This is a genomic window from Gordonia desulfuricans NBRC 100010, assembly GCF_001485495.1.
In the GTDB taxonomy this organism is placed as follows: domain Bacteria; phylum Actinomycetota; class Actinomycetes; order Mycobacteriales; family Mycobacteriaceae; genus Gordonia; species Gordonia desulfuricans.
Genome location: NZ_BCNF01000037.1, coordinates 71724 through 93489, shown reverse-complemented (window position 1 = coordinate 93489; position 21766 = coordinate 71724). Strand labels below are relative to the sequence as shown.

Here is a 21766-nt window from a genome sequence, read left to right as displayed (position 1 = left end):
TTCACTGCGTGGTGCGGTCACACGGTGTCGACGACGATCCGCTTCGGGTACACGCGGGTGGAGTGCATCGGGGCGAACCACACCTGCCCGAAGTGCACGTCGGTGTCGCCGCGATAGGCCAGTTCGAGTCCGCCGCCGGTGGCGGTGCGCACGCGGGGACGGACGGCCTGCACGAACGGGGCCCAGTGCACCACCTCGCCCTCGGTGAGGAAGCCGCCGGCCGCGGCCCACACCTCGTCGGTGTCGTGGTCGGCGGTGGCCAGGTACACCTCGCCGAGACCGGGATTGATCCGTGGCCCCACCATCGCACTCTGCAGGTACCACTGCGCGGTGTCGGCGAGGGCGTGACCGCCGTGACGTACGGCGCACCAGGCGTAGTGGATGTCGAGGGCGTCGAGGGCCTGCGCCTCGGAGTCGAAGACGTCCCACTCGCCGATCGTCGACGGCATCCGGTCGACGTCCTGGGTCGGCCGGGCGAGCAGGAAATACACCGGGCGGGCGCGCAGAATCATCGGTGACGGGCCCGCGCCGCCGGAGAACCGGTCATGCATCGGACCAGTATTGCCGAAAGTCATCCCGTTCGCGTAGAGGGTGTCCCGTGGGCGTGCGGGGCGTCGCCGGTGACCGGGTCCGCGATCGGCCCCGGGATCAGGTCCCCGACAGCCACCCCGTGATCGCCGACAGCGTCTGTACGGCCCCGGCCTTGTCGAGCGGGTCGTTGCCGTTGCCGCACTTGGGGGACTGCACACACGACGGGCAGCCGTTGTCGCAGCCGCAGGCCCGGACGGCGTCGCGGGTGGCGGCGATCCAGGTGGCGAACTCGGTGTAGCCGCGTTCGGCGAAGCCCGCCCCGCCGAGGTGGCCGTCGTAGACGAACACCGTGGGCAGGCCGGTGTCGGGGTGGCTGCTGGTCGACAGACCGCCGATGTCCCAGCGGTCGCAGGTGGCGATCAGCGGCAACAGTCCGATCGCGGCGTGTTCGGCGGCGTGCAGCGCACCGGGCAGCCGGGTGGCGTCGATGCCGAGGGCGGCGAGTTCGTCGTCGGGCAGGGTGTAGAGCACCGCGCGGGTGTGCAGGGTGTGGCGCGGCATGTCGAGTGCGACGGCGTCGAGCACCTCCCCCGACAACAATGTGCGCAGGTAGCCGACCACCTGGTGGGTCACGTCCACGTCGGCCAGGGCGACGGTCAGCGGACCGTGGGTGGCCTGGTCGATGATCTCGGTGATCACCACCTCGGTGGTCTCCCGCGCCGACGTCGTCCAGTCGGGTTCCTCGGGGTGCGCCAGGGCCAGGCCGTCGTCGAGGTCGAGCTCGTCGACGACGTAGCTGCGGCCCTGGTGGATGTGGACGGCACCGGGATGCACGCTCGACGGCGCGCGGCCGGAGTCGACGGTGCCGAGCAGTTCGGAGGTGGTCTGGTCGATGATCAGGATCTGCCCACCGATCCCGCCGCGAATGTCGATGTCGCCGTGCGGATCCACTCCGGCCGCGGGATACCAGCCGGCCTTGCGTCTGCGCAGCAGGCCCTGGGCGGTGAGCTCGTCGACGGTGTCCCGGGCACCCCACGCGTCGATCTCGGTGTCCTGCAGCGGGAACTCGGTGGCCGCACACAGCAGGTGCGGGCCGAGGATGTAGGGGTTGCGCGGGTCGAACACCGGTGCCTCGACCGGGGTGTCGAGCAGGGCCGACGGATGATGCACCAGGTAGGTGTCGAGCGGGTCGTCGCGCGCCACCAGCACCACCAGGGCGTCGCCGGAGGTGCGTTGACGTCCGGCGCGCCCCGCCTGCTGCCAGAACGACGCCACCGTTCCGGGGTAACCGGCGATGATCACCGCGTCGAGTCCGCTGATGTCCACGCCGAGTTCGAGGGCGTTGGTGGTGGCCACGCCGACCAGTTCGCCCTCGGAGATCTGCTGCTCGAGTCGCCGGCGATCATCGGCCAGATATCCGGCGCGATAGGCGGCCACCTTGTCGACCAGGTCGGGTGCGCTGTGCGACAAGGCCTCTCGTGCGCCGAGCGCGGTGATCTCCACGCCGCGCCGGCTCCGGCCGAAGCAGAGGGTGCGAGCACCTTCGATCACGAAATCGGCCAGCAGCCGGGCGGATTCGGCACCGGCCGACCGGCGGACCGGGGCGTCGTTCTCGCCGGTCACCCCGGGGACGAAGTCGGGTTCCCACAGGGCGATGGTGCGCTCGCCGCGCGGGGAGCCGTCGTCGGTGACGCCGACCGCCGGTTCGCCGATCAGCCGGGTCAGCGCGGCGGCCGGGTCGGCGACGGTGGCGCTCGCGGCGATCACGGTGGGGTCGGACCCGCACGCGCGTGCCAGACGCAGCAGCCGCCGCAGTACCAGCGCGGTGTGTGCGCCGAACACCCCGCGGTAGTGGTGGCATTCGTCGACGACGATGTATCGGAGGTTGCGCAGGAAGCCACGCCACTGGCCGCGGGTGGGACCGGCCGCGCCGCCGCCGGCGAAGACCCCGGTGAGGATGCCGATGTGCAGCATGTCGGGGTTGGTGAAGATCCACCGGGAGTGCATGCGCGCCCAGTGGCGGATCTCGGGATCGGTGTCGCCGTCGTATGCGCACGGGGCCAGATGGGAGAACGCCGGTCGCCCGGCGATCAGCGATGTCACCGCACGGATCTGATCGGCGCCCAAAGCCTTTGTCGGAGCGAGGTAGAGCGCGGTCGATCGTTGATCACGCACCATCGCATCGAGAATCGGCAACTGGTACGCCAGTGACTTTCCGGATGCGGTGCCGGTGGAGATCGCGACATGACGTCCGGCAGCGGCATGTTGGGCCGCCTGCGCCTGATGGATCCACGGCCGGTCGATACCGGAATCGATGAACGCCTCCCGGACCGCGTCGTCGACCCACTCCGGCCACTCGGCGAAACGTGCTGTGCGGGTGGGGATGACGGACAGATGCGTGATGGGACCGGAGTCCGTTCCGGTTCCGGCGAGAGATCGACGGAGAAGGTCGGTGCCGAAAGTGTGGGGAGTCATCTGATCGAGGGATATCAGGGGCGTCGGAGCCCGGAATTTGCTCGCCGGGCGGGGATTCGAGACCTGATCGGTATGGGCCGTATCTGGCGCGTCATCTTCGAGAATGTTACAGGCAGGGGCATCTGCGGAAGAAATCACAGCCTTTTCGCGCACGGTGGGACTCTTGACTATCGCTGGCGCGCCGAACGTGATTGACTGTCCTCGGCCGCAGCTTCTTCCGGTGCATCGTCACTGCGGTGTGTTGGGGGAATCGGGTTGCAGCCGTGGTACTGCGTTTTACCTCCGCCGGGTCGTCTTCGACCGGGCGGAGCTTCTTCGAGGTATGGCGGTCAGACCGGCCGCGGTGCGGGGTCACCTCGCATCGCGTCAGATGGAATGTATGTAAAGGAATGCAGTAATGGCACAGGGGACTGTGAAGTGGTTCAACGCGGAGAAGGGCTTCGGCTTCATCGCGCCTGACGAGGGGTCCGACGACGTGTTCGTCCACTATTCCGAGATCCAGGGATCCGGTTTCCGCACCCTCGAAGAAAACCAGCGCGTGGAGTTCGAGGTCGGTCAGGGCACCAAGGGCCCGCAGGCGACCGGCGTTCGCGCCGTCTGAGACTCGCCGACGATGTAGCCACCCGGCTACTCGATCGAAAACCGCTCCTGACCTGGGGTTCCAGGCCGGGGGCGGTTTTTTGTGTGGTGGGGCAGTAGGGTCATGGCCGTGGGCCAGTTGGCGTTCTTCTCGGCGGAGACCGATGATCCGGTCATCGACGACCTCGCCGGTCTCCTGGCCGGCACCGGACAGTCGATGCTCTCGAAGTCCGGCACGCGCGTCTCGGTCGTCGTCGACGCCCGGTGGCGGGCCGAGGCGATCGTCGCCGAGATCCGCACGACCGGCCTCGACGCCGACGTCGCGGTGTCGGAGGAGGGTAGTCCGCTCGCCCGCACCACCGTCGACCACCGACTCGACGACCTGCATCGTGCCTGGTCGACCGGGGCGGTGAAGACCATGCCGACCGGCTGGGTGCCCACCCCGCGGGCCCTACGGTTCTGGGCCCTCGCCTCCGGTCGGGGTGATGTCGATCACTATCTGCTGGGCCTCGACCCGCACTGCCCGGATTCCCATGCCCTGCTGTCCACCGCGCTGATGCGCGCCGGGATCGCGCCGACCCTGGTGGGCACCCGTGGCCAGACGCCGGCCCTGCGCGTGGCCGGCCGCCGCCGGCTCGAACGACTCGCCGAGTACGTCGGTGCACCACCGTCGCCGTCGGCCGTCGACCAGTGGCCGCGCGAACAGTGGTGAGCCGCGCCGCGCGCACATCCGAGCATTTCCGAAGAGAGTCCCATCGGTTTTCCGGTCGCGACATGACCCCGTCGAGTGTCCCCTGACCAGGGGATCTTCGGTGGTTTCCGGCGCCGCCATAGGCGATGATCGGCGGGGACCGGGAATTGCGATGTGCAATCGGCACTAATAATGAGGTACAAACCGAACTGACTACACCCGAACCGAGCCCGCGCGGCCCGGTTCAGAAGCGAAGGACCCGCGTTGGCCGAGACCAGCACCACGACCACCTCCAGTGGCAAGGCGATCCGCCGGCTCGTGATCGTCGAGTCGCCCACCAAGGCGCGCAAGATCGCGGGCTACCTCGGGTCGAACTACGTGGTGGAGTCCTCCCGTGGGCACATCCGGGACCTTCCCCGCGGTGCGGCCGACGTCCCGGTCAAGTACAAGGGCCAGCCCTGGGCACGCCTGGGTGTCAACGTCGACGACAACTTCGAACCGCTCTACGTGGTGTCGCCGGACAAGAAGAGCACCGTCACCGAACTCAAGTCGCTGATGCGCGACGTCGACGAGCTCTACCTCGCCACCGACGGTGACCGCGAGGGGGAGGCCATCGCCTGGCACCTCCTCGAGACGCTCAAGCCCAAGATCCCGGTCAAGCGGATGGTCTTCCACGAGATCACCGAACCGGCCATCCGTGCCGCCGCGGAGAATCCCCGCGACCTCGACATCGACCTCGTCGACGCCCAGGAGACCCGCCGCATCCTCGACCGCCTCTACGGCTACGAGGTGTCGCCGGTGCTGTGGAAGAAGGTCATGCCGAAGCTGTCGGCGGGCCGTGTGCAGTCGGTGGCCACCCGCATCATCGTCCAGCGCGAACGTGAGCGGATGGCGTTCGTCTCCGCCGACTACTGGGACATCGACGCGGTGATGGACGTCGGTGCCGACGCCTCCACCACCCCCCGCACGTTCACCTCACGGCTGGTGTCGGTCGACGACGCCCGCGTGGCGACCGGCCGCGACTTCACCCCGCAGGGTGCGCTGAAGAAGACCGACGGTGTGATCGTGCTCGACCGGGCCCGCGCCACCGCCCTGGCCTCGGCCCTCGACGGTGCGGCGATGACCGTCACCTCGGTGGAGGAGAAGCCCTACACCCGACGCCCCTATGCGCCGTTCATGACCTCGACCCTGCAGCAGGAGGCCGGCCGCAAGCTGCGCTTCTCGTCGGACCGCACCATGCGGATCGCGCAGCGGCTGTACGAGAACGGCTTCATCACCTACATGCGTACCGACTCCACCACGCTGAGCGAGTCGGCGATCAACGCCGCGCGGGCGCAGGCGCGAGAACTGTACGGCGACAGCTTCGTTCACCCCACCCCGCGGCAGTACACGCGAAAGGTCAAGAACGCCCAGGAAGCCCACGAGGCGATCCGGCCGGCGGGCGAGACCTTCCGTACCCCCGGTCAGGTGGCCGGGCAGCTCGAGACCGACGAGTTCCGGCTGTACGAGCTGATCTGGCAGCGCACGGTGGCCAGCCAGATGGCCGACGCCAAGGGCACCACGCTCAGCCTGCGGATCGGCGGCACCGCCACCTCCGGCGAGACCTGTACCTTCGCCGCGTCGGGCCGGACCATCACCTTCCCGGGCTTCCTGTCGGCCTATGTCGAGACCGTCGACGACCAGGCCGGTGGCCAGGCCGACGACGCCGAGAACCGGCTGCCGGTGCTCACCCAGGGGCAGGCGCTGACCGCCACCGAGCTCGCCGCCGACGGTCACACCACCAACCCGCCCGCCCGCTACACCGAGGCCTCGCTGGTCAAGGTGCTCGAGGAACTCGGCATCGGCCGTCCCTCGACCTACGCCTCGATCATCGGCACCATCCAGGACCGCGGCTACGTCATCAAGAAGGGCAACGCGCTGGTCCCGTCGTGGATCGCGTTCGCGGTGGTCGGCCTGCTCGAGGCCTACTTCCAGAGCCTGGTGGACTACGACTTCACCGCCTCCCTCGAGGACGATCTGGACCAGATCGCCAACGGCCAGGAGAACCGCACCCGCTGGCTCACCGAGTTCTATTTCGGCGATACCGCCCCCGACGCCCAGCACGACGCGGAGATCGCCGGCTCCGAGATCGCCAAGCACGGCGGCCTCAAGAAGCTCGTCGGGGTGAACCTCGAGGAGATCGACGCCCGCGAGGTCAACTCGATCCGCCTGTTCGACGACGAGCAGGGCCGTCCGGTGTACGTCCGCGTCGGCCGGTTCGGACCGTACCTGGAGCGCAACGTCGCCGAGGGACCCGACGCCGAGCCCGACCTGCAGCGTGCCAACCTGCCCGCCGACATGACCCCCGACGAGCTGACCCTCGCCGTGGCCGAGAAGCTGTTCGCCACCCCGCAGGAGGGGCGCTCGCTGGGTGTCGACCCGGTCAGCGGCAACGAGATCGTCGCCAAGGAGGGCCGCTTCGGGCCGTACGTCACCGAGGTGCTGCCGTCGGAGGACGACGACACCGACGACGGTGGAGCCGCCCCGGCACCGGCGACCATCCCGGCCGGTCCCACCCCGCGCGACGGCGGTGCCGACGCCGACATCGTCCCGCTCGACGACACCCCGGCCGGCACCGGTGCCACGACGACGGCCACCAAGACCGCGACCAAGACCGCCGCCAAGAAGACGGCGGCAAAGAAGACCGCGAAGAAGGCCGCCGGTCCCAAGCCGCGCACCGGATCGCTGTTCAAGTCGATGGACATCTCCACGGTCACCCTCGACGAGGCGCTCAAGCTGCTGTCGTTGCCGCGTATCGTCGGCGTCGACCCGGCGTCGAACGAGGAGATCACCGCCCAGAACGGCCGTTACGGTCCGTACTTGAAGAAGGGCACCGACTCCCGTTCGCTGGCCACCGAGAACCAGATCTTCGAGATCACCCTCGACGAGGCGCTCAAGATCTACTCCGAGCCCAAGCGTCGTGGCCGGCAGGCCGCCGCGCCGCCGCTGCGTGAACTCGGGAACGACGAGGTCAGGGGCAAGCCGATGGTGATCAAGGACGGCCGGTTCGGGCCGTATGTCACCGACGGTGAGACCAATGCGTCGCTGCGCAAGGGCGACGAGGTCGGCACCATCACCGTCGAGCGGGCGATGGAATTGCTGGCCGACCGCCGTTCGCGCGGTCCGGCCACCAAGAAGGCGACCAAGAAGGCCGCCAAGAAGACCCCGGCGAAGAAGACGGCCACCAAGACCGCGGCGAAGAAGACCGCGGCGAAGAAGACCGCCGCCAAGAAGACGACCGCCAAGAAGACGACTGCCAAGAAGACCGCAGCGACCAAGACGACTGCGGCCAAGAAGACCGCCGCGGCCAAGAAGGCGCCGGCAAAGAAGACGACGGACTGAGCAGACGCCGGACCGAGTAGACGGCGATCGGCCCGGGTCTCCGGGCCGATCCCGGCCGTCCGGACCCGATGCCCGGTGGATGACGCCCGGGGGATGACGGGGTCTGCGGGGGTTACGGGCTCCGGGGTTACGGGATCTGGGTCTCGAGCCCGAGCGGACGGGCGAGCAGCGTCTCGATACCGCGGCCGCGTAGTTCCACGCCTTCCCCGATCGACCAGTGGGTGGCCTCCTCCTGGGAGGCGAGGAACACCGCGCGCGCCGACCCGAGCACACGGGTGGGCTCGTCCTTGGCCAGTTCGGTCAGGCGGGCTGCCTCGTTCACCGGGTCACCGATCACCGTGTACTCCAGGCGGGCCTCGGCGCCGATGTGCCCGGCGATCGCCTTGCCCGCCGACACCCCGATCCCGATGTCGGTGTCGCCGAGCGTCTCGTACAGTTCCTGGCGCAGTTCCCGCGCCGAGGCGAGGGCCCGTCCGGCGAAGTCGTCGAGGTCCAGGGGCGCACCGAAGATCGCCAGAGCGGCATCACCCTGGAACTTGTTGACGAACCCGCCGTGCCGGCCGACGACGGCCACCACCACCCGGAAGAACTCGTTGAGCAGGTCCACCACCTCGCGGGGCGGGCGGTTGACGGCCAGCCGCGTCGACCCCACGATGTCGACGAACAGCACCCCGACGTAGCGTTCCTCGCCGCCGAGTTCGGTGCCGATCTCGATGGCCCGGCGGGCCACGTCCTCGCCGACGTATCGGCCGAACAGGTTGCGCAGCTGCTGCCGTTCACGCAGGTCGGCGACCATGTCGTTGAAGCCGGCCTGCAGCTCGCCGATGTCGGTGGCGTCGTAGATCTTCACCGATGCGTTGAGGTCGCCCTCGGAGACCTTGGCCTGGGCGCGACGGAGCTGTTTGATCGGGTCGTTGATCGCGGTCACCACGCGGACGATCGCCAGCAGGCTGAACGCCAGCGCCGACAGCGCCATCCACAGGATCGGTCGCATCAGGCCGTCGGCGTCGGTCTGGATGTAGTGCAGGCGCTGCATGGTGATCAGGCCGACGATCACCAGCATCGGCGCCACCACGCTGATCACCCAGAACACGGTGATCCGGGTGGTCACACCGGGGGCGATCGCATTGTTGGGGTTGTTGGCCATCGCGGCGACGGTGATCGGCCGCAGCACCTTCTCGAACTGCAGGAAGCTCAGCACGCAGGTGACGAGGGCGCCGATACAGCTGGCCATCGCGACGATGAAGGCATCGCGCCCGGACACGGTGAGGTTGACGCAGGTGAACAGCACGCCACCGACCACCCACATGCCGGCGTTGACCGCCGACAGCAACATCGGTAGTTGCAGGGCCCGCTTGCGGGCGCCCTGGTTGTCCAGGCGGGATCTGCGGCGGTGCCAGATCAGCACCGGCAGCGACAGCTGGATGCTGAGGACCGCACCCACCACCATCGCCACCACCAGATAGGTCGCGAAGATGGCCTGGTTGAGTGCGGTGATCTCGTTGAATCGGAACGAATCGGACTCGGGCATGCCGAACCGGAGGAACGCGAAGGTGAACAATGCGCCGACGAGGTTGGACCGCAGCATGTCGAGGGCGAGGATCGGCCACGGGGTGTGCGCCAGCCAGCGAGCAGTGTGCTGGGCCTTCGACAGGCGTGACCGGCGTTCAACCACCCAACCACGGTAGCTGGCTGCTTGCAATTGTTAAACGCGATATGTGCAGGCGGAAGTGTCCGAACTGCGGATTAGGGTGGTGGCTGTGACAAATGTCTTCGATCGGATGATCGGTCAGCAGGCCATCATCGCCGAGCTCGCCGACGCCGCCCGTGCCGCCCGCGCGCTGGCCGACCGGCTCGACGAGTCCGCGGCCGGTGCGGTCTCGATGTTCGCGCCCGCCGACGACGATGCTCCCGGCGAGGCGGCAGGCGGAGACCTGGAACAGGAGATCGAGGCCCGTACCCGCGCGTCGATGACCCACGCCTGGCTGTTCACCGGCCCGCCCGGCAGCGGCCGGTCGATCGCCGCGACGTGTTTCGCCGCGGCCCTGCAGTGCCGGCATCCGGAGATCGTCGGCTGCGGTGAGTGCCGCGCCTGCACCACGGTGCTCGCCCGCACCCACGCCGACGTCCGGCACATCGTGCCCGCCGGGCTGAGCCTGTCGGTGGACTCGATGCGTGAGATCGTCCAGCTCGCCTCCCGCCGGCCGGGTACCGGACGGTGGCAGATCGTCGTCGTCGAGGACGCCGACCGGCTCACCGAGCAGGCCGCCAACGCCTTGCTGAAGGTGGTCGAGGAGCCGCCGTCGCGCACGGTGTTCCTGTTGTGTGCGCCGTCGGTCGATCCGGAGGACATCGCGGTGACCCTGCGCTCGCGCTGCCGCCACGTCGCCCTCACCAGTCCGTCGGTCGCCGACATCGAGCGGGTGCTGGTGGAGCGGGACGGTATCGCCCCCGACGCCGCGCGGTGGGCGGCCTCGGTGTGCGGCGGACATGTCGGCCGGGCCAAGCGACTGGCCACCGACGCCGATGCCCGCGCGCAGCGCGAGTCGGCCCTGGGGATCGCGCGGGCGGCCACCCGGGACTCCACCGCGTACAAGGCGGCCGAGGAACTGGTGCGGTCGGCCGATGCCGCGGCCAAGGCGATCAGCGCCGCGCTCGACGAGGCCGAGACCGAGGAACTCAAGACCGCGCTCGGCGCCGGCGGAACCGGCAAGGGCACCGCCCGTGCGCCCCGCGGCACCGCCGGGGTGCTCAAGGATCTGGAGAAGCGGCAGAAGTCGCGGGCCACCCGCGTCGGTCGCGACGTCCTCGACCGCGCCCTGGTCGATCTCGCCGCCCTGTTCCGCGACGCGCTGGTGGTGTCGATGGGTGCGCAGGTCACCGCCATGCACCCGGACAAGGCCGACGACCTCGTCGGGCCGATGGCCTCCTATGCGGGCCCCGAACAGCTGCTGCAGTGTGTGGAGGCCGTACTCGACTGCCGAGAGGCCTTGGACGTCAACGTGAAACCGAAGTTCGCCGTCGACGCGATGGTGGCCCGGATCGGTCAGGCGATGCGGTCGGGGGAGCGCGTCTAGACCCCTTTCGGGCCGCTCCACACAGGGTTACGAATCGGTAATCCGACAGCAACACCGGACTCCTAACGTGGCGACCCATGGCACCAGTGCACCCGCGCCCTCCGGGCACCGGGCTCGACATCTCCGGTCTGACCAAGACTTTCCGAACACGCACGCTGCGTGGTGGTTCCGCCGTGACCGCGTTGTCCGACGTGGACCTGCAGACGTCGGAGGGGGCCTTTCTCTCGCTGCTCGGGCCGTCGGGGTGCGGCAAGTCGACGGTGCTGCGCATCCTGGCCGGACTCGAGGAACCCACATCCGGTACCGCGCTGATGAACGGTCAGTCGCCGGCCGATCTGCAACGCAACCATGAGCTGGGCATCGCCTTCCAGGATTCGGCGCTGCTGCCGTGGCGGTCGGTGGAGTCCAACATCAAACTGCCGTTGCAGGTGGGGCGGATGCCCGCCGACGACGACCTGGTGGCCGACCTGATCGAGCTGGTCGGGCTCACCGGGTTCGAGAAGGCCAAGCCCGCGATGCTCTCCGGCGGTATGCGCCAGCGTGTTTCGATCGCCCGCGCACTGGTCGTGCGGCCCACGGCGCTGCTGCTCGACGAGCCCTTCGGCGCGCTCGACGACATGACGCGGCAGCGCCTGAACATCGAGCTGCTGCGGATCTGGACCGAGAAGCCGGCCACCACGCTGATGGTCACGCACGGGATCGCCGAGGCGGTGTTCCTCTCCGACGTCGTCGCGGTGATGAGTCCGCGGCCCGGCCGGGTGGTGGAGGTGGTGCCGATCGACCTGCCCCGTCCGCGGACCCCGGAGATGATGCGTACCCCGGAGTTCCATGCCATCCACGATCATCTGTCCGGGCTGCTGTTCGGCACCGCGTCGTCGGAACATGCTGTGGCGCCGGACAGTTCGGGGTCGTCGGATCGTGCGGCTGTCGCCGGTGCGGCGGAGGTCGTGGGTGGGTAGGTTCGCCGGTGGACGCTGGGCCACGGGTGCGGTGGGCATCGTCGGGCTGATCGGCCTGTGGTGGATCGCCGGTGCCCTCGAATGGTTCTCCGGCACCATCCCCACGCCGTGGGCGGTGCTGGCGGCGATCGGCGACCGTGGCATCCAGTTCTACATCGACAACTTCTCGGCGACAATCCAGTTGGCGTTCGCGGGGTTCCTGTGGGGCAACGGTCTCGCGATCGTGCTGGCGGTGGCGGTGATCCTGTTCCCGCCGGTCGAGGGACTGGCGACGCAGCTGGCGATCATCTCCTACTGCACGCCGATCATCGCGGTGGCCCCGATCATCCAGGTGGCCTTCGCGCAGGTGCAGACGATGATCGTGTTCCTCGCGGCGATCTCGGTGTTCTTCACGACGATGATCGGGACGCTGTCGGGGTTGCGGTCGCCGCAGAAGGCCGGTATCGACCTGGTGACGGTCTACGGCGGCGGACGGTTCACCCAGCTGTGGCGGGTGCGGTCGGTGGCCGCACTGCCGAACACGTTGGCCGCCATCAAGATCGCCGCGCCCGCCGCGGTGCTCGGCGCGGTACTCGGCGAGTTCCTGGCGATGCCGGAGAAGGGGGCCGGTCCGACGATGATCATCGCGCAGCAGGCCGGTGACATTCCGCAGGTGTGGGCGATCGCGTTGCTGTGCGGGGTGATCGCGGGTATCGGCTATGCGATCGTGGCGGTGGTCGCCCGGTTCGCGACCCGCTGGTCCACCGGCGTGGCGGTTCTCGGATGACTGCCGGACTCGCGAGTATGTGGTCGGTGGCCCGGTTCCTCGGCTCGCTGCTGATGTCGTTCGTCCTGATCCTGGTGATCTGGTGGCTGTTCCTGCTGGCCTTCCCCGACATCGGGCCGATCATCGGTCGCACCCCGGGCGATGTGTTCGCCTATCTGTTCACCGATCCCGACGCGGCACAGGCGCGGTCGGAGACCTTCGCTGATCTGTGGATCACGTTGACCGACACCGCGATCGGATTCGTCACCGGTATGGTCGCAGCGGTGGCGGTGGCCGCGGTGTTCGTGGTGTCACGACCTGCGGCGCAGACCTTCATGCCCATCGCGATGCTGCTGCGATCGGTGCCGCTGGTCGCGATGACCCCGCTGATCACCCTGGTCGTCGGACGTGGGGTGGCGGTGGTCGCGGTGATGGGCGGCATCGTGGTGTTCTTCCCGGCGCTGGTGCTGATCATGACCGGACTCGCCAACGCGCCCAGGCAACTCGACGACGTGATCAGCGTCTACGGCGGTGGCCGCTGGACGGCGTTGCGGCGTGCGGCGATCCCGTCGGCGGTACCGTCGCTGTTCGGTGCGGCCAAGGTGTCGGTGCCCGGCGCGATCATCGGTGCGACCGTCGCCGAGTGGCTGGGCACCAACAAAGGTCTGGGAGCCACTCTGCAGCAGGCACTTCCGGCCGCAGCCTACGACCAGCTGTGGGCGTCGGTGCTGGTGATCACGGTGGCCTCGATCATCCTGTACGCCGTCGTCGGTGTGCTCGAGACGGTGGTACTCGCCCAGATGGGGATGCAGCAGGAGTGAAGCTGTCGGGGGGGCAGAAGAGAACAGTCCGGGCAGCGTGGCCCTCGTGTGTTGAACCCAGGGCCGTACGGCCCGATCGAGGAAGGACCTCACCATGTCACAGTCGCCCATGTCTGCGCCGATCGGCGGACGCAGCCGCAGATTCGACCGCCGCTCGTTCCTGCGCTACACCCTGATGGCCGGTGGTGCGGCCGGGGCGCTCGGCGTGGCCGGCACCTTGTCGGCGTGCAGCAGTGGCGATTCCGGGAGCAGCGGCGCGTCGTCGACCAACCCCAAGGTGCAGTTGTCGTGGCAGAAGAACATCGAGTTCGCCGGTGAATACTGGGCTCTGGACAAGGGCTACTACGAGGCCGCCGGGGTGGGCACACCGGAACTGATCACCGGCGGCGGTGCCGGTACCGGTGTGGAGACCGGTCTGACCGCCAACAAGGTGTGGATCGGTATGACCGCCCCGCAGCTCACCGCACCTGTCGTGCTGCAGGGCGCCGGGCTCAAGACCGTGGCCGCGACGTTCCAGAAGAATCCGTTCTGCATCATGTCGCTGGCCTCCAACCCGATCGATTCGCCGGAGGACATGAAGGGCAAGAAGATCGGTGTGCAGGCATCCAACGAGAACGTCTTCAAGGCGTTGCTCACCGCCAACGGTATGACCGAGTCCGACGTCGAGAAGATCACCGTCCAGTACGACCCCACCCCGCTGACCACCGGTCAGGTCGACGGCTGGGTGGCGTATGTGACCAACGAGCCGATCGAGTTGAAGGACAAGGGGATCGACAACACCAACTTCCTGTTCGCCGATTTCGACCTGCCGCTGGTCGCCGAGACCCTGGTGGTGCGACAGGAGACCATCGACAACGAGCGTGACAAGCTCAAGGCTTTCCTCAAGGCCGACATCCAGGGCTGGTATGACGCCGTCGCCGATCCCGCCGGGTCGGCACGCCTGGCCGTCACGACCTACGGCAAGGATCTCGGCCTGAACGAGGCCAACCAGACCGAGCAGGCCATCGCCCAGAACACCCTCGTCGTCTCCGACGACACCAAGGCCAACGGTCTGCTCACGATGACCGACGAGCTGATCGCGTCGAACATCGAGGCCCTCGCCAAGGCCGGGTACACCATCAAGCCCGAGCAGCTCTTCGACATGTCCCTGGTCAAGGAGGTCTACGAGGAGAATCCCGACCTCAAGAAGTAGCGGTGCCATCCTGCCGGCGGGGCCACCCTATAGTTGTCGAAAGGACTGGCCCCGCAGGCAGGAGTGAGCATGTCGGACTTCATCAAGAAGCTCAAGGAAGACGCGAAGGCGGTCGAGGCCGCCATCGACAACGAGCTCACCGTGCTCGAAGGCGTTCCCGGCTACGACCCGCTGGCCAAGGACGACTCGGCCGGCGAGGAGACCGAGGGCGACGCGGCCGAGGTCGCCGACGCCGACTGAGCTGGGCTTTGCCGGCGGGACGGCGTCCCGTCACCTCATCGCGGAGAGTCCCCGGTCACCAGCGGGAGCTCCGGATCGCCGGCCCAGGCCGTCATCGATCCGTCGTAGACCGCGACGTCGTCGCGACCCGCGAGGGCCAGGGCATGGGCGACGCCGGTCGCCGCGATCCCGCCGCCGCAGTAGGTCACCACGGTCCGGTCGGTGTCGAGCAGACCGGCCTTCTCGAATTCGGCCCGCAGGTCGTCGATCGCCCGCAGCGCGCCGGTCTCGGCATCACGCAGCGTGAAGACCGGGAAGTTGATGCTGCCCGGGATATGGCCGCGACGGGCATAGGTGTCGACCTCGCCGCGGTAGGTGGCCTCGTCGAGCACGTTCACCAGCAGGGTGTCCGGGTCGTCGAGCGCGGCGGCGATCTCGGCGGTCGAGCGGATCAGGCCCGGCCGGTGCTCTCCGGTGAAAGTCCTTGCCACCGGGGTCGATTCGGCATCGGTCACCTCGAGGCCGGCAGCCTTCCAGGCACGCAGGCCGCCGTCGAGCACGGCGACGTCGTCGAAGCCCTCCAGCCGCAGCTGCCACCACAGGCGGGTGGCCCAGAATCCGTCGTGCTGGTCGTAGACGACGACGGTGGCACCCTCGCCGATCCCGAGTGCCCCGGCGGCCGCGGCGAATCGGTCGTGGCCCGGCGCGGTCCACGGCTGCGTGGCGTCGGCGTCGGCGAAGTCGGTCAGCAGGTCGGCGAACAGTGCGCCCGGGATGTGTTCGGCGCGGTAGCTCTCGGCTCCCGATTCGGGGACGTACGGGCCGTCGGTGGGGACGGGCAGGTGGGTCGTGGAATCGACGATCACCAGCGCATCGTCGTCGAGATGGTCACGCAGCCAGTCGACGTCGACCAGTGCGGGCACGGTGGAACTCATTCGGGTCGCCTTTCGGGAAACGGGGGCCAAGCGGCAGTGCCGATGGTAGGAGCGGGCAAATCGCCCACGCACAGATACCGATCTCACTGCGGGCAACCCTTGTGACCGCTCACGATCCGGGATATCGATGACGGCGGGCGCCGGCCAGCGAGAGCCGGACGTCGTCGTCGGAGAGCTGATCGAAGTGGTCGTAGGATGCGCCGACGCCGTAGAAGTGGGTGACCGACGACGGACACACCACCTCGACCTCGGTACGCAGGTCCGCGAGGGTGTCGGCGGGGCCGACCGGTACGGCGGCCACGAGTTCCGCGGCACCGAGCGTGCGCAGCGCCGCGAGTGCCGCCCGCATCGTCGCAGCGGTGGCGATGCCGTCGTCGACCACGATCACGGTCTTGTCGCGCACCGGGGCCGGTGGACGATCGGCGCGATACGCCAGGTTGCGGCGTCGTAGCTCGATCCGTTCCCGGGCGATCGCATCCCGCAGCGCGACCGGGTCGATCCGGGCCTTGCGGATCACGTCCTCGTTGCGGACCAGGACGTCGTCGGCGATCGCGGCCGCTGCCAGCTCCGGCCGCCACGGCACCCCGACCTTGCGCACGGTGATCACATCGAGTGACGCACTGAGGTATTCGGCCACCTGGACGCCGACGGGGACACCGCCACGGGGGAGGGCCAGCACCAGCAGATCGCGGTCGTGGACGGTGAAGCGGTCGAGATTCTGGGCGAGAATGCGACCGGCATGCGCGCGATCCCGGAATCTGATCGGGTGCTCGGAAAAGGCGTGACGATGCATGACGGGCTCGCTTCGGTGGATCAGTTTTCACGGTAGCACCGGACTGCGGCCCGGGGAGCGTGCGAATCGACTGTCATCGGCAGGACTGTCTCGTCGGAGCCCTCCGATGGCGCCGTGGCCGGTCCGAGGTCCAGCACCATCACAGGGCGCCATCGGTCCCTGTGTACCCGACTTACCCACCGGCTCTTCGCAATTGACGGTGTGGCGGCACGTTTCCCACCGTGTGCCCCTCGGCTGCCGCCCACTATCTGCGTAGCAGGCCCCGGCAGAGTAGTTCGAGTTGGTCGGCAGCCGAGGACGGGGCAGCCACGCCAGAAGCGGCGTGCATCCCGGCCTCGTTGATGGCGCCGAGGATCAACTGCGCGGCCACCCCCGGATCGACCCCGGGGACAAGCGCATCCGACTCCGCCAGGTCCTCGAGGAGCCCCCGGATCAAGCCCAACGACCGGCCGTTGTCGAGGGCTCGCCAGCGCGTCCAGCCCAGCGCCGTCGGGGCTTCCCGGAAGACGACTTTCAACAGCAGGGGGTCACGCGCGAGTGCGTCCAGGGTGGCTTTGCCCAGTGCGAGGAAGCGCTCCCGCGGTCCGTCGACACTCTCGAGTGCAAGGCTCACCGATTCCACGAGGGAGCTCTCGGCCTGCGTGAAGACCGCCTCCATGACCTCCGTCATGTTCGCGAAGTGGTGATAGAGCGCCCCGCGGGTCACTCCGGCTTCCTCGCTGAGTGAGGTCGTCGTGACCGCAGCGAATCCTTGTGTGGTGAACAGATCTGTCGCGACGTCGACCAGCCGCTGTCGAGTCGCGAGAGCTCGGGACGTCCGCAAGGTGACCATGGCGCAATCCTACCCTTGACATACAGACTGCATGTGACATTCACTCTGTATGTGAATCCAGAACAGATCCGCAGTATCGCCCGCAACGGGACCGACCTGATGTCCCTCTTCCTGCCCATCTCGCCATTCGTCGGACTTCTCGGTGTGAAGGTCGAGAGCCTCTCCGACGACGAAGCGCTCCTTCGTCTTCCCTGGCGAGAAGAGCTCGCCACGACCGAAGACATGGTTCACGGCGGCGCGATCGCGGCCCTCGCCGACATCGCCGCCATGGCCGCAGCCTGGTGCGGTCGCGACCTTCCTGATCGACTTCGCGGGGTGACGACGTCACTCGCGCTGGAGTTTCTCGAACCTGCCCGGGCCGGGGATCTTCTCGGCCGGGGACGCATTCTGCGCCGAGGCTCGACCCTGACGGCGTGCGACATCGACATCACCACCGCCGGTGGGGTCAACGTGGCGAAGGCCATCGCCAACTACAAGGTGGGCTGACATGCTCAAGATGAAGACCGAGTGCGAACTCTGCGCCGGCGCCCTGGCGGGCGACGACCAGGCATGGATCTGCTCCTACGAATGCACCTACTGCACCGACTGCCGAGGCACCCTCGATGCCTGCCCCAATTGCGGGGGCGAGTTGGTGTCTCGCCCACGGCGCACCACCGGAGCGGCCGCGATCGCCGCGAGGATGCCGGCGCGCATCGCGCGACGGTTCGGTCGTCGACGTGACCGATAAGAGCATCTGACCGTTGCCCGGGTGGCCGAAAGGCTCGGGGGCGCGTGGAACACGGCGGACGATGCACGCCGTCGCGGGGCGGGTTCGGAGAGGGTTGGCCGGACCCAGAAATAGGGTCTGCCCTGTGGAGCCGCCCAGGGGAATCGAACCCCTGACCTATTCATTACGAGTGAATTGCTCTACCGACTGAGCTAGGGCGGCGTGCTGCGCGAGGCAGCGCCCACGAGTATAGCGAGTGGGCTTCGGGGAGCCAAAACAGGCCGGGCCTCGGTCGGCGATGCAAGGTCGTATCGTCGGATCGTGACCGCTCCACGTAGCCCGGTAACCGCTGCCGAAGCCACTGAGCAGCTCGGCGACCCCTGGCGCGTGATGGCCGACGCCGCTCATGCGTCATTCCGCACCGGGAACATGGTCACCGGTGGCACCTTTGTCGTCCGCATCATCGATGCCTCCGAGCGGGCCGATCGCCATCCCGACATCGACCTGCGATACGGCGCGGTGCACATCCGTCTGAGCACGCACAGCAATCGCAGCATCACCAGGGCCGACGTCGCCCCAGCCACTACGATCGCGGCGATCGCCGCCGAGCTCACGCTTGCCGGCACCCCTGCCCCGTTCGGGCGCGTCGACATCGACATCGCCGCACTCGACATCGCCGCTCGCACCCTTCTGGCGGGCGGCGCCGGCCTACGTGACGAGCCCGAACACCATGGCCGATCTCGAGGACCCCGACGGCATCCTGCCGACGGTGTGGTTTCAACAGATGGACACCGAGCAACCGCAACGCAGCCGCACCCACGTCGGCCCATGGGGTTTCCCATGATGCGGTCGCCTTTGATGGCTGCTGTGATCGCGGCCGGTGGGCACCTCGTGAGCGACGAGTTTGCGCCCGAATGCGTGGGTGCTGGCCGACGTTGAGGGTAACGAGATACGCCTATGAATCTGGCAAGACCGGATCGCCCTCGAAACCGATGTGTTCAGGTCAGACCGTGGGCCCGCCGGTGGCGTAGATGACCTGGCCAGTGACATAGGCCGAATCCGGCCCGGCCAAGAAGGAGGCGACTCCAGCAATATCCTCGGGCTGGCCGACCCGACCGAGCGGGATCTGCTTGGACGCCGTGGCCACGAGATCATCGAACTCCATCCGCATGCGTGCGGCAGTCGCTCGGGTCATCGCCGTGTCGACAAAGCCGGGAGCGATGGCATTCGCGGTGATCCCGAATCGACCCAACTCGACGGCCAGCGTCCTGGTGAACCCTTGGATACCGGCCTTGGCTGCGCTGTAGTTGCTCTGTCCACGATTGCCCAGCGCGGCGACCGAGGAGATGTTGACGATGCGGCCGGTGCCGGCGGCCGCCATGAACGGCTGAACCGCCTGAGTCGTGATGAAGGCCGCGCGCAAATGCACGTTCATCACCTCATCCCAATCCTGCAGTGTCATCTTGTGAAAGAGGTTATCGCGGATGTATCCGGCATCGTTGACCAGGACGGTGGGGTCCCCAAGGGTCTGCTTCGTCGATTCCACTGCTGCGGCAACGGCATCGGGATCGCGGACGTCGGTCACCACGTGGTGCACCGTGCCCTTATTCGACAGCCTTTTGGCGGTTGGCTCGAGTTCGGAGGCATCGTTGTCGAGCAGTGCCACAGCCATGCCGTCGGCGAGTAGGCGGGCGGCTACTGCTGCTCCGATGCCGCGGGCGGCTCCGGTGACCATGGCCACCTGAGAAGTGTTTTCAGACATGGATTCTCCTGATCATTGAGTGGTGGAGGTGTAGTTGCGGGCTCGTCAGCGGCCGACGAACCGGGGTTGACGCTTCTCCAAGAATGCGTGGCCGGCCTCGGTGGCATCGGCGCTGAGGCCGGTCGCCACATGTCGACGGCATTCTGTGCGAAGGCATTCGGTGAAGGAGAGTTCTGTGGCGTCATTGAGGTTGGCTTTGATCGCGGCGAGGGCAAGAGGCGGGCCGGCGGCCAATCGCTGGGCCATGGCGTCGAGGTGCGACTCGAACTCTGCGGCGACGACGCTCTGCGATGCCAGGCCGATCTCGACGGCCCGAGCGGCGGTGATTCTCTCGTTGAGCAACAAGACTTCATGGGCGCGGGCCGACCCGATGAGTCGGGTCAACGACCATGACAACCCGAAGTCACCGCTCATGGCCGCGGTGAGAAATGCGGCGCGAAAGACCGCCGATTCGGAGATCACCCGGAGATCGCACGCGGCGGCGAGTGCAAAGCCCGCACCTGCGGCCGCGCCGTCGACCGCAGCGATACTCACCATGTGACCTGCGCGCAGGATCTCTGCCGCCCGGACGTGCGCGCGCAGACGGCTTTCGGCCACCGCAGGGGTGAGCCCGGTGTGATCAACGGTGAGATCACCACCCGCGCAGAAGGCGCGGCCTGCCCCGCGGATGACGACGACCCGGGTTGACTCGTCGCCGTCCAGCGACTCAAGGGTTTCCACGAGCTGGTCGAGGAGGGCGTCGTTCATCGCGTTCATCGCCTCGGGACGGTTGAGGGTCACCGTGGCGATTGCGCCGCTCCTGGCGAGCGTCACTTCGTTCATTACTGTCTCCTGATGAGTTGGGGCGCCGCAGACGGCGCGTGATCGGTGGCGTAGACATGGCGGGGCTTCACATATCCGGCCAGCCGGTCAGCCCGGTCGGTTCGGTGGTGTCGTGCGCGGCCGAGATCTGTTCTGCTGTCATGCCTGCTCCCGACAACACAGCCTCAGTCTGGTCGGTGCGATCAGTGGCACCGGCTCGCACGGGAGTACGCGAGAGCCGGGGGATCGCCGGAGCAGCAGAGTCATAGGTGAAGCTGTGCCGGTACCGGATATGAGAATCGGCGGACACCTCGTCGGGGTCGAGGACCGGGGAGACACAAGCATCCACTCCGGCGAAGACCTCGGTCCATTCCGCACGGGTGCGCGAGGCGAATACCGCGGTGAGGTCGGCCGCGATCCGCGGCCAGGCGGTGCGTGGATACTGGGGTGGCACCGCACCGAGCCCGAGCGTTGACCACAGTGCTGCAAAGAATTGCGGTTCCAGCGCGCCGACGGCCATGTATCGGCCGTCGGAGGTTTCATAACACCGGTAAAACGGTGCGGCTCCGGCTAATACGCTCTCCCCGCGGCTGGGGGCGGCCGAGGTTCCCCACATCTGGCGGTGCATGGACATCAGCGACACTGCCCCGTCCACCATCGCCACATCGAGGTATTGGCCGGCCCCGGAGCGGGTGCGCTCGAAGAGCGCGGCAACGATGGCCATTGCCGCCACGAGAGAGCCTCCGGCGAAGTCTGCCACCAGGTTCAGTGGGATGCTCGGCGGACCATCGGTGGGCCCCAACATTGCCAACATTCCGCTCATCGCAAGGTAATTGATGTCGTGGCCGGCCGCGTTCCGCATTGGTCCGTCCTGGCCGTATCCGGTCAGGGAACAGTAGATCAGGTCGGGTCTGATACCGCGCAGATCGTCATAGCCTGCCCCGAGTCTTGCGGCGACACCGGGGCGAAAGCTCTCGACAAAGACATCGGATTCGGCGGCCAGCCGATGCAATGCCTGTTGGCCAGCAGTAGATTTGAGATCCAACGAGATAAACCGCTTGCCCCGGGACACCGCATCCAGTGGTAGCCCTGCCCGACCGCCGCCCACGACGGTCACCTCGGCGCCGAGATCGGCGAGCAGCATCGTCGCATAGGGGCCGGGTGCCAGTCGAGACATGTCGAGGATCGATACCCCGGATAGTGGTCCTGTCATGGGGGCGGCGTATCGAGTCTCATCAATTGTCGGCGGTACGTCGGTGCTCATCTC

General features: G+C 67.9%; 21 protein-coding genes and 1 tRNA gene. 12 read left to right on the top strand and 10 right to left on the bottom strand.

Features of this window, described 5'->3' with window-relative positions; genetic code table 11:
* Positions 1–17: 17 nt before the first annotated feature.
* Both GD1_RS06270 and sftH read right to left on the bottom strand, forming a co-directional pair.
* Complete coding sequence (locus tag GD1_RS06270) at positions 18–551, bottom strand: hypothetical protein (RefSeq protein ID WP_053777447.1); 534 nt, start codon at positions 549–551, stop codon at positions 18–20.
* Between the two features lie 97 nt (positions 552–648).
* Entirely contained in the window at positions 649–3006 is a 2358-nt protein-coding gene (gene sftH / locus GD1_RS06265) for a DEAD/DEAH box helicase (RefSeq protein WP_059036384.1), read from the bottom strand.
* A gap of 397 nt (positions 3007–3403) precedes the next feature.
* On the opposite strand from sftH, the gene GD1_RS06260 reads away from it, so the two are divergent.
* From GD1_RS06260 to topA, 3 genes are all read left to right on the top strand, one after another.
* Positions 3404–3607, top strand: a complete 204-nt coding sequence (locus GD1_RS06260; RefSeq protein WP_004022110.1) for a cold-shock protein — start codon at positions 3404–3406, stop codon at positions 3605–3607.
* Positions 3608–3715: 108 nt separating this feature from the next.
* Positions 3716–4297 carry a hypothetical protein gene (locus GD1_RS06255; RefSeq protein WP_053777498.1) on the top strand — a complete coding sequence of 194 codons (582 nt, stop codon included), beginning with the start codon at positions 3716–3718 and terminating at the stop codon, positions 4295–4297.
* 243 nt (positions 4298–4540) lie between these two features.
* Positions 4541–7657 carry a type I DNA topoisomerase gene (gene topA, locus GD1_RS06250; protein ID WP_059036383.1) on the top strand — a complete coding sequence of 1039 codons (3117 nt, stop codon included), beginning with the start codon at positions 4541–4543 and terminating at the stop codon, positions 7655–7657.
* Positions 7658–7784: 127 nt separating this feature from the next.
* On the opposite strand, the gene GD1_RS06245 is transcribed toward topA, so the two are convergent.
* Positions 7785–9245 (bottom strand): adenylate/guanylate cyclase domain-containing protein, encoded by a 1461-nt coding sequence (locus GD1_RS06245; protein WP_238403545.1) that lies wholly within the window; start codon positions 9243–9245, stop codon positions 7785–7787.
* Between the two features lie 172 nt (positions 9246–9417).
* On the opposite strand from GD1_RS06245, the gene GD1_RS06240 reads away from it, so the two are divergent.
* The 6 genes from GD1_RS06240 to GD1_RS24960 all read left to right on the top strand — a co-directional run bounded on the left by GD1_RS06240 (position 9418) and on the right by GD1_RS24960 (position 14691).
* Positions 9418–10734 carry a DNA polymerase III subunit delta' gene (locus GD1_RS06240; protein ID WP_059036381.1) on the top strand — a complete coding sequence of 439 codons (1317 nt, stop codon included), beginning with the start codon at positions 9418–9420 and terminating at the stop codon, positions 10732–10734.
* Between the two features lie 77 nt (positions 10735–10811).
* Positions 10812–11693 carry an ABC transporter ATP-binding protein gene (locus tag GD1_RS06235; protein ID WP_059036380.1) on the top strand — a complete coding sequence of 294 codons (882 nt, stop codon included), beginning with the start codon at positions 10812–10814 and terminating at the stop codon, positions 11691–11693.
* Positions 11617–12459: an ABC transporter permease gene (locus tag GD1_RS06230; protein ID WP_083533909.1), complete on the top strand. Its 843-nt coding sequence runs from the start codon at positions 11617–11619 to the stop codon at positions 12457–12459. The genes GD1_RS06235 and GD1_RS06230 overlap by 77 nt, the downstream gene beginning before the upstream one ends.
* Positions 12456–13259, top strand: a complete 804-nt coding sequence (locus GD1_RS06225) for an ABC transporter permease (protein WP_059036379.1) — start codon at positions 12456–12458, stop codon at positions 13257–13259. The genes GD1_RS06230 and GD1_RS06225 overlap by 4 nt, the downstream gene beginning before the upstream one ends.
* A 94-nt stretch (positions 13260–13353) precedes the next feature.
* Entirely contained in the window at positions 13354–14451 is a 1098-nt protein-coding gene (locus GD1_RS06220; protein ID WP_238403541.1) for an ABC transporter substrate-binding protein, read from the top strand.
* 69 nt (positions 14452–14520) lie between these two features.
* The gene (locus GD1_RS24960) at positions 14521–14691 is read left to right on the top strand and encodes a hypothetical protein (protein WP_169798180.1); all 171 of its coding nucleotides are present in this window, start codon (positions 14521–14523) and stop codon (positions 14689–14691) included.
* 35 nt (positions 14692–14726) lie between these two features.
* Here GD1_RS24960 and GD1_RS06215 read toward each other — a convergent pair whose 3' ends face one another.
* The 3 genes from GD1_RS06215 to GD1_RS06205 form a co-directional block, all read right to left on the bottom strand.
* On the bottom strand, positions 14727–15605 hold the full coding sequence (locus GD1_RS06215; RefSeq protein ID WP_053777439.1) for a sulfurtransferase: 879 nt from the start codon (positions 15603–15605) through the stop codon (positions 14727–14729).
* A gap of 109 nt (positions 15606–15714) precedes the next feature.
* Positions 15715–16398: a phosphoribosyltransferase gene (locus GD1_RS06210; protein ID WP_059036377.1), complete on the bottom strand. Its 684-nt coding sequence runs from the start codon at positions 16396–16398 to the stop codon at positions 15715–15717.
* 244 nt (positions 16399–16642) lie between these two features.
* The gene (locus tag GD1_RS06205; protein WP_059036376.1) at positions 16643–17230 is read right to left on the bottom strand and encodes a TetR/AcrR family transcriptional regulator; all 588 of its coding nucleotides are present in this window, start codon (positions 17228–17230) and stop codon (positions 16643–16645) included.
* A gap of 33 nt (positions 17231–17263) precedes the next feature.
* On the opposite strand from GD1_RS06205, the gene GD1_RS06200 reads away from it, so the two are divergent.
* Positions 17264–17716: a PaaI family thioesterase gene (locus tag GD1_RS06200; protein WP_059036375.1), complete on the top strand. Its 453-nt coding sequence runs from the start codon at positions 17264–17266 to the stop codon at positions 17714–17716.
* Position 17717: 1 nt separating this feature from the next.
* Complete coding sequence (locus GD1_RS06195) at positions 17718–17957, top strand: DUF1272 domain-containing protein (protein ID WP_059036374.1); 240 nt, start codon at positions 17718–17720, stop codon at positions 17955–17957.
* 125 nt (positions 17958–18082) lie between these two features.
* Here GD1_RS06195 and GD1_RS06190 read toward each other — a convergent pair.
* A tRNA-Thr gene (locus tag GD1_RS06190) sits at positions 18083–18158 on the bottom strand.
* Positions 18159–18257: 99 nt separating this feature from the next.
* On the opposite strand from GD1_RS06190, the gene GD1_RS06185 reads away from it, so the two are divergent.
* Positions 18258–18875: a 4a-hydroxytetrahydrobiopterin dehydratase gene (locus GD1_RS06185; RefSeq protein WP_307190335.1), complete on the top strand. Its 618-nt coding sequence runs from the start codon at positions 18258–18260 to the stop codon at positions 18873–18875.
* Positions 18876–18939: 64 nt separating this feature from the next.
* Here the strand turns inward: GD1_RS06185 and fabG are convergent, their stop codons facing one another.
* The 3 genes from fabG to GD1_RS06170 all read right to left on the bottom strand — a co-directional run bounded on the left by fabG (position 18940) and on the right by GD1_RS06170 (position 21712).
* Complete coding sequence (gene fabG / locus GD1_RS06180) at positions 18940–19698, bottom strand: 3-oxoacyl-ACP reductase FabG (RefSeq protein ID WP_059036373.1); 759 nt, start codon at positions 19696–19698, stop codon at positions 18940–18942.
* A 45-nt stretch (positions 19699–19743) separates the two neighbouring features.
* Complete coding sequence (locus GD1_RS06175; protein WP_059036372.1) at positions 19744–20520, bottom strand: enoyl-CoA hydratase-related protein; 777 nt, start codon at positions 20518–20520, stop codon at positions 19744–19746.
* Between the two features lie 67 nt (positions 20521–20587).
* Positions 20588–21712 (bottom strand): CaiB/BaiF CoA transferase family protein, encoded by a 1125-nt coding sequence (locus GD1_RS06170; protein WP_157079384.1) that lies wholly within the window; start codon positions 21710–21712, stop codon positions 20588–20590.
* Between the last annotated feature and the right edge of the window lie 54 nt (positions 21713–21766).

Excerpts from the sequence above, each read along its gene's own strand:
- GD1_RS06270 (WP_053777447.1), bottom strand. The coding sequence starts at position 551 with ATGCATGACCGGTTCTCCGGCGGCGCGGGCCCGTCACCGATGATTCTG.
- sftH (WP_059036384.1), bottom strand. The coding sequence starts at position 3,006 with ATGACTCCCCACACTTTCGGCACCGACCTTCTCCGTCGATCTCTCGCC.
- GD1_RS06260 (WP_004022110.1), top strand. The coding sequence starts at position 3,404 with ATGGCACAGGGGACTGTGAAGTGGTTCAACGCGGAGAAGGGCTTCGGC.
- GD1_RS06245 (WP_238403545.1), bottom strand. The coding sequence starts at position 9,245 with ATGCTGCGGTCCAACCTCGTCGGCGCATTGTTCACCTTCGCGTTCCTC.
- GD1_RS06235 (WP_059036380.1), top strand. The coding sequence starts at position 10,812 with ATGGCACCAGTGCACCCGCGCCCTCCGGGCACCGGGCTCGACATCTCC.
- GD1_RS06230 (WP_083533909.1), top strand. The coding sequence starts at position 11,617 with ATGCTGTGGCGCCGGACAGTTCGGGGTCGTCGGATCGTGCGGCTGTCG.
- GD1_RS06225 (WP_059036379.1), top strand. The coding sequence starts at position 12,456 with ATGACTGCCGGACTCGCGAGTATGTGGTCGGTGGCCCGGTTCCTCGGC.
- GD1_RS06220 (WP_238403541.1), top strand. The coding sequence starts at position 13,354 with ATGTCACAGTCGCCCATGTCTGCGCCGATCGGCGGACGCAGCCGCAGA.
- GD1_RS24960 (WP_169798180.1), top strand. The coding sequence starts at position 14,521 with ATGTCGGACTTCATCAAGAAGCTCAAGGAAGACGCGAAGGCGGTCGAG.
- GD1_RS06215 (WP_053777439.1), bottom strand. The coding sequence starts at position 15,605 with ATGAGTTCCACCGTGCCCGCACTGGTCGACGTCGACTGGCTGCGTGAC.
- GD1_RS06210 (WP_059036377.1), bottom strand. The coding sequence starts at position 16,398 with ATGCATCGTCACGCCTTTTCCGAGCACCCGATCAGATTCCGGGATCGC.
- GD1_RS06205 (WP_059036376.1), bottom strand. The coding sequence starts at position 17,230 with ATGGTCACCTTGCGGACGTCCCGAGCTCTCGCGACTCGACAGCGGCTG.
- GD1_RS06195 (WP_059036374.1), top strand. The coding sequence starts at position 17,718 with ATGCTCAAGATGAAGACCGAGTGCGAACTCTGCGCCGGCGCCCTGGCG.
- fabG (WP_059036373.1), bottom strand. The coding sequence starts at position 19,698 with ATGTCTGAAAACACTTCTCAGGTGGCCATGGTCACCGGAGCCGCCCGC.
- GD1_RS06175 (WP_059036372.1), bottom strand. The coding sequence starts at position 20,520 with ATGAACGAAGTGACGCTCGCCAGGAGCGGCGCAATCGCCACGGTGACC.
- GD1_RS06170 (WP_157079384.1), bottom strand. The coding sequence starts at position 21,712 with ATGACAGGACCACTATCCGGGGTATCGATCCTCGACATGTCTCGACTG.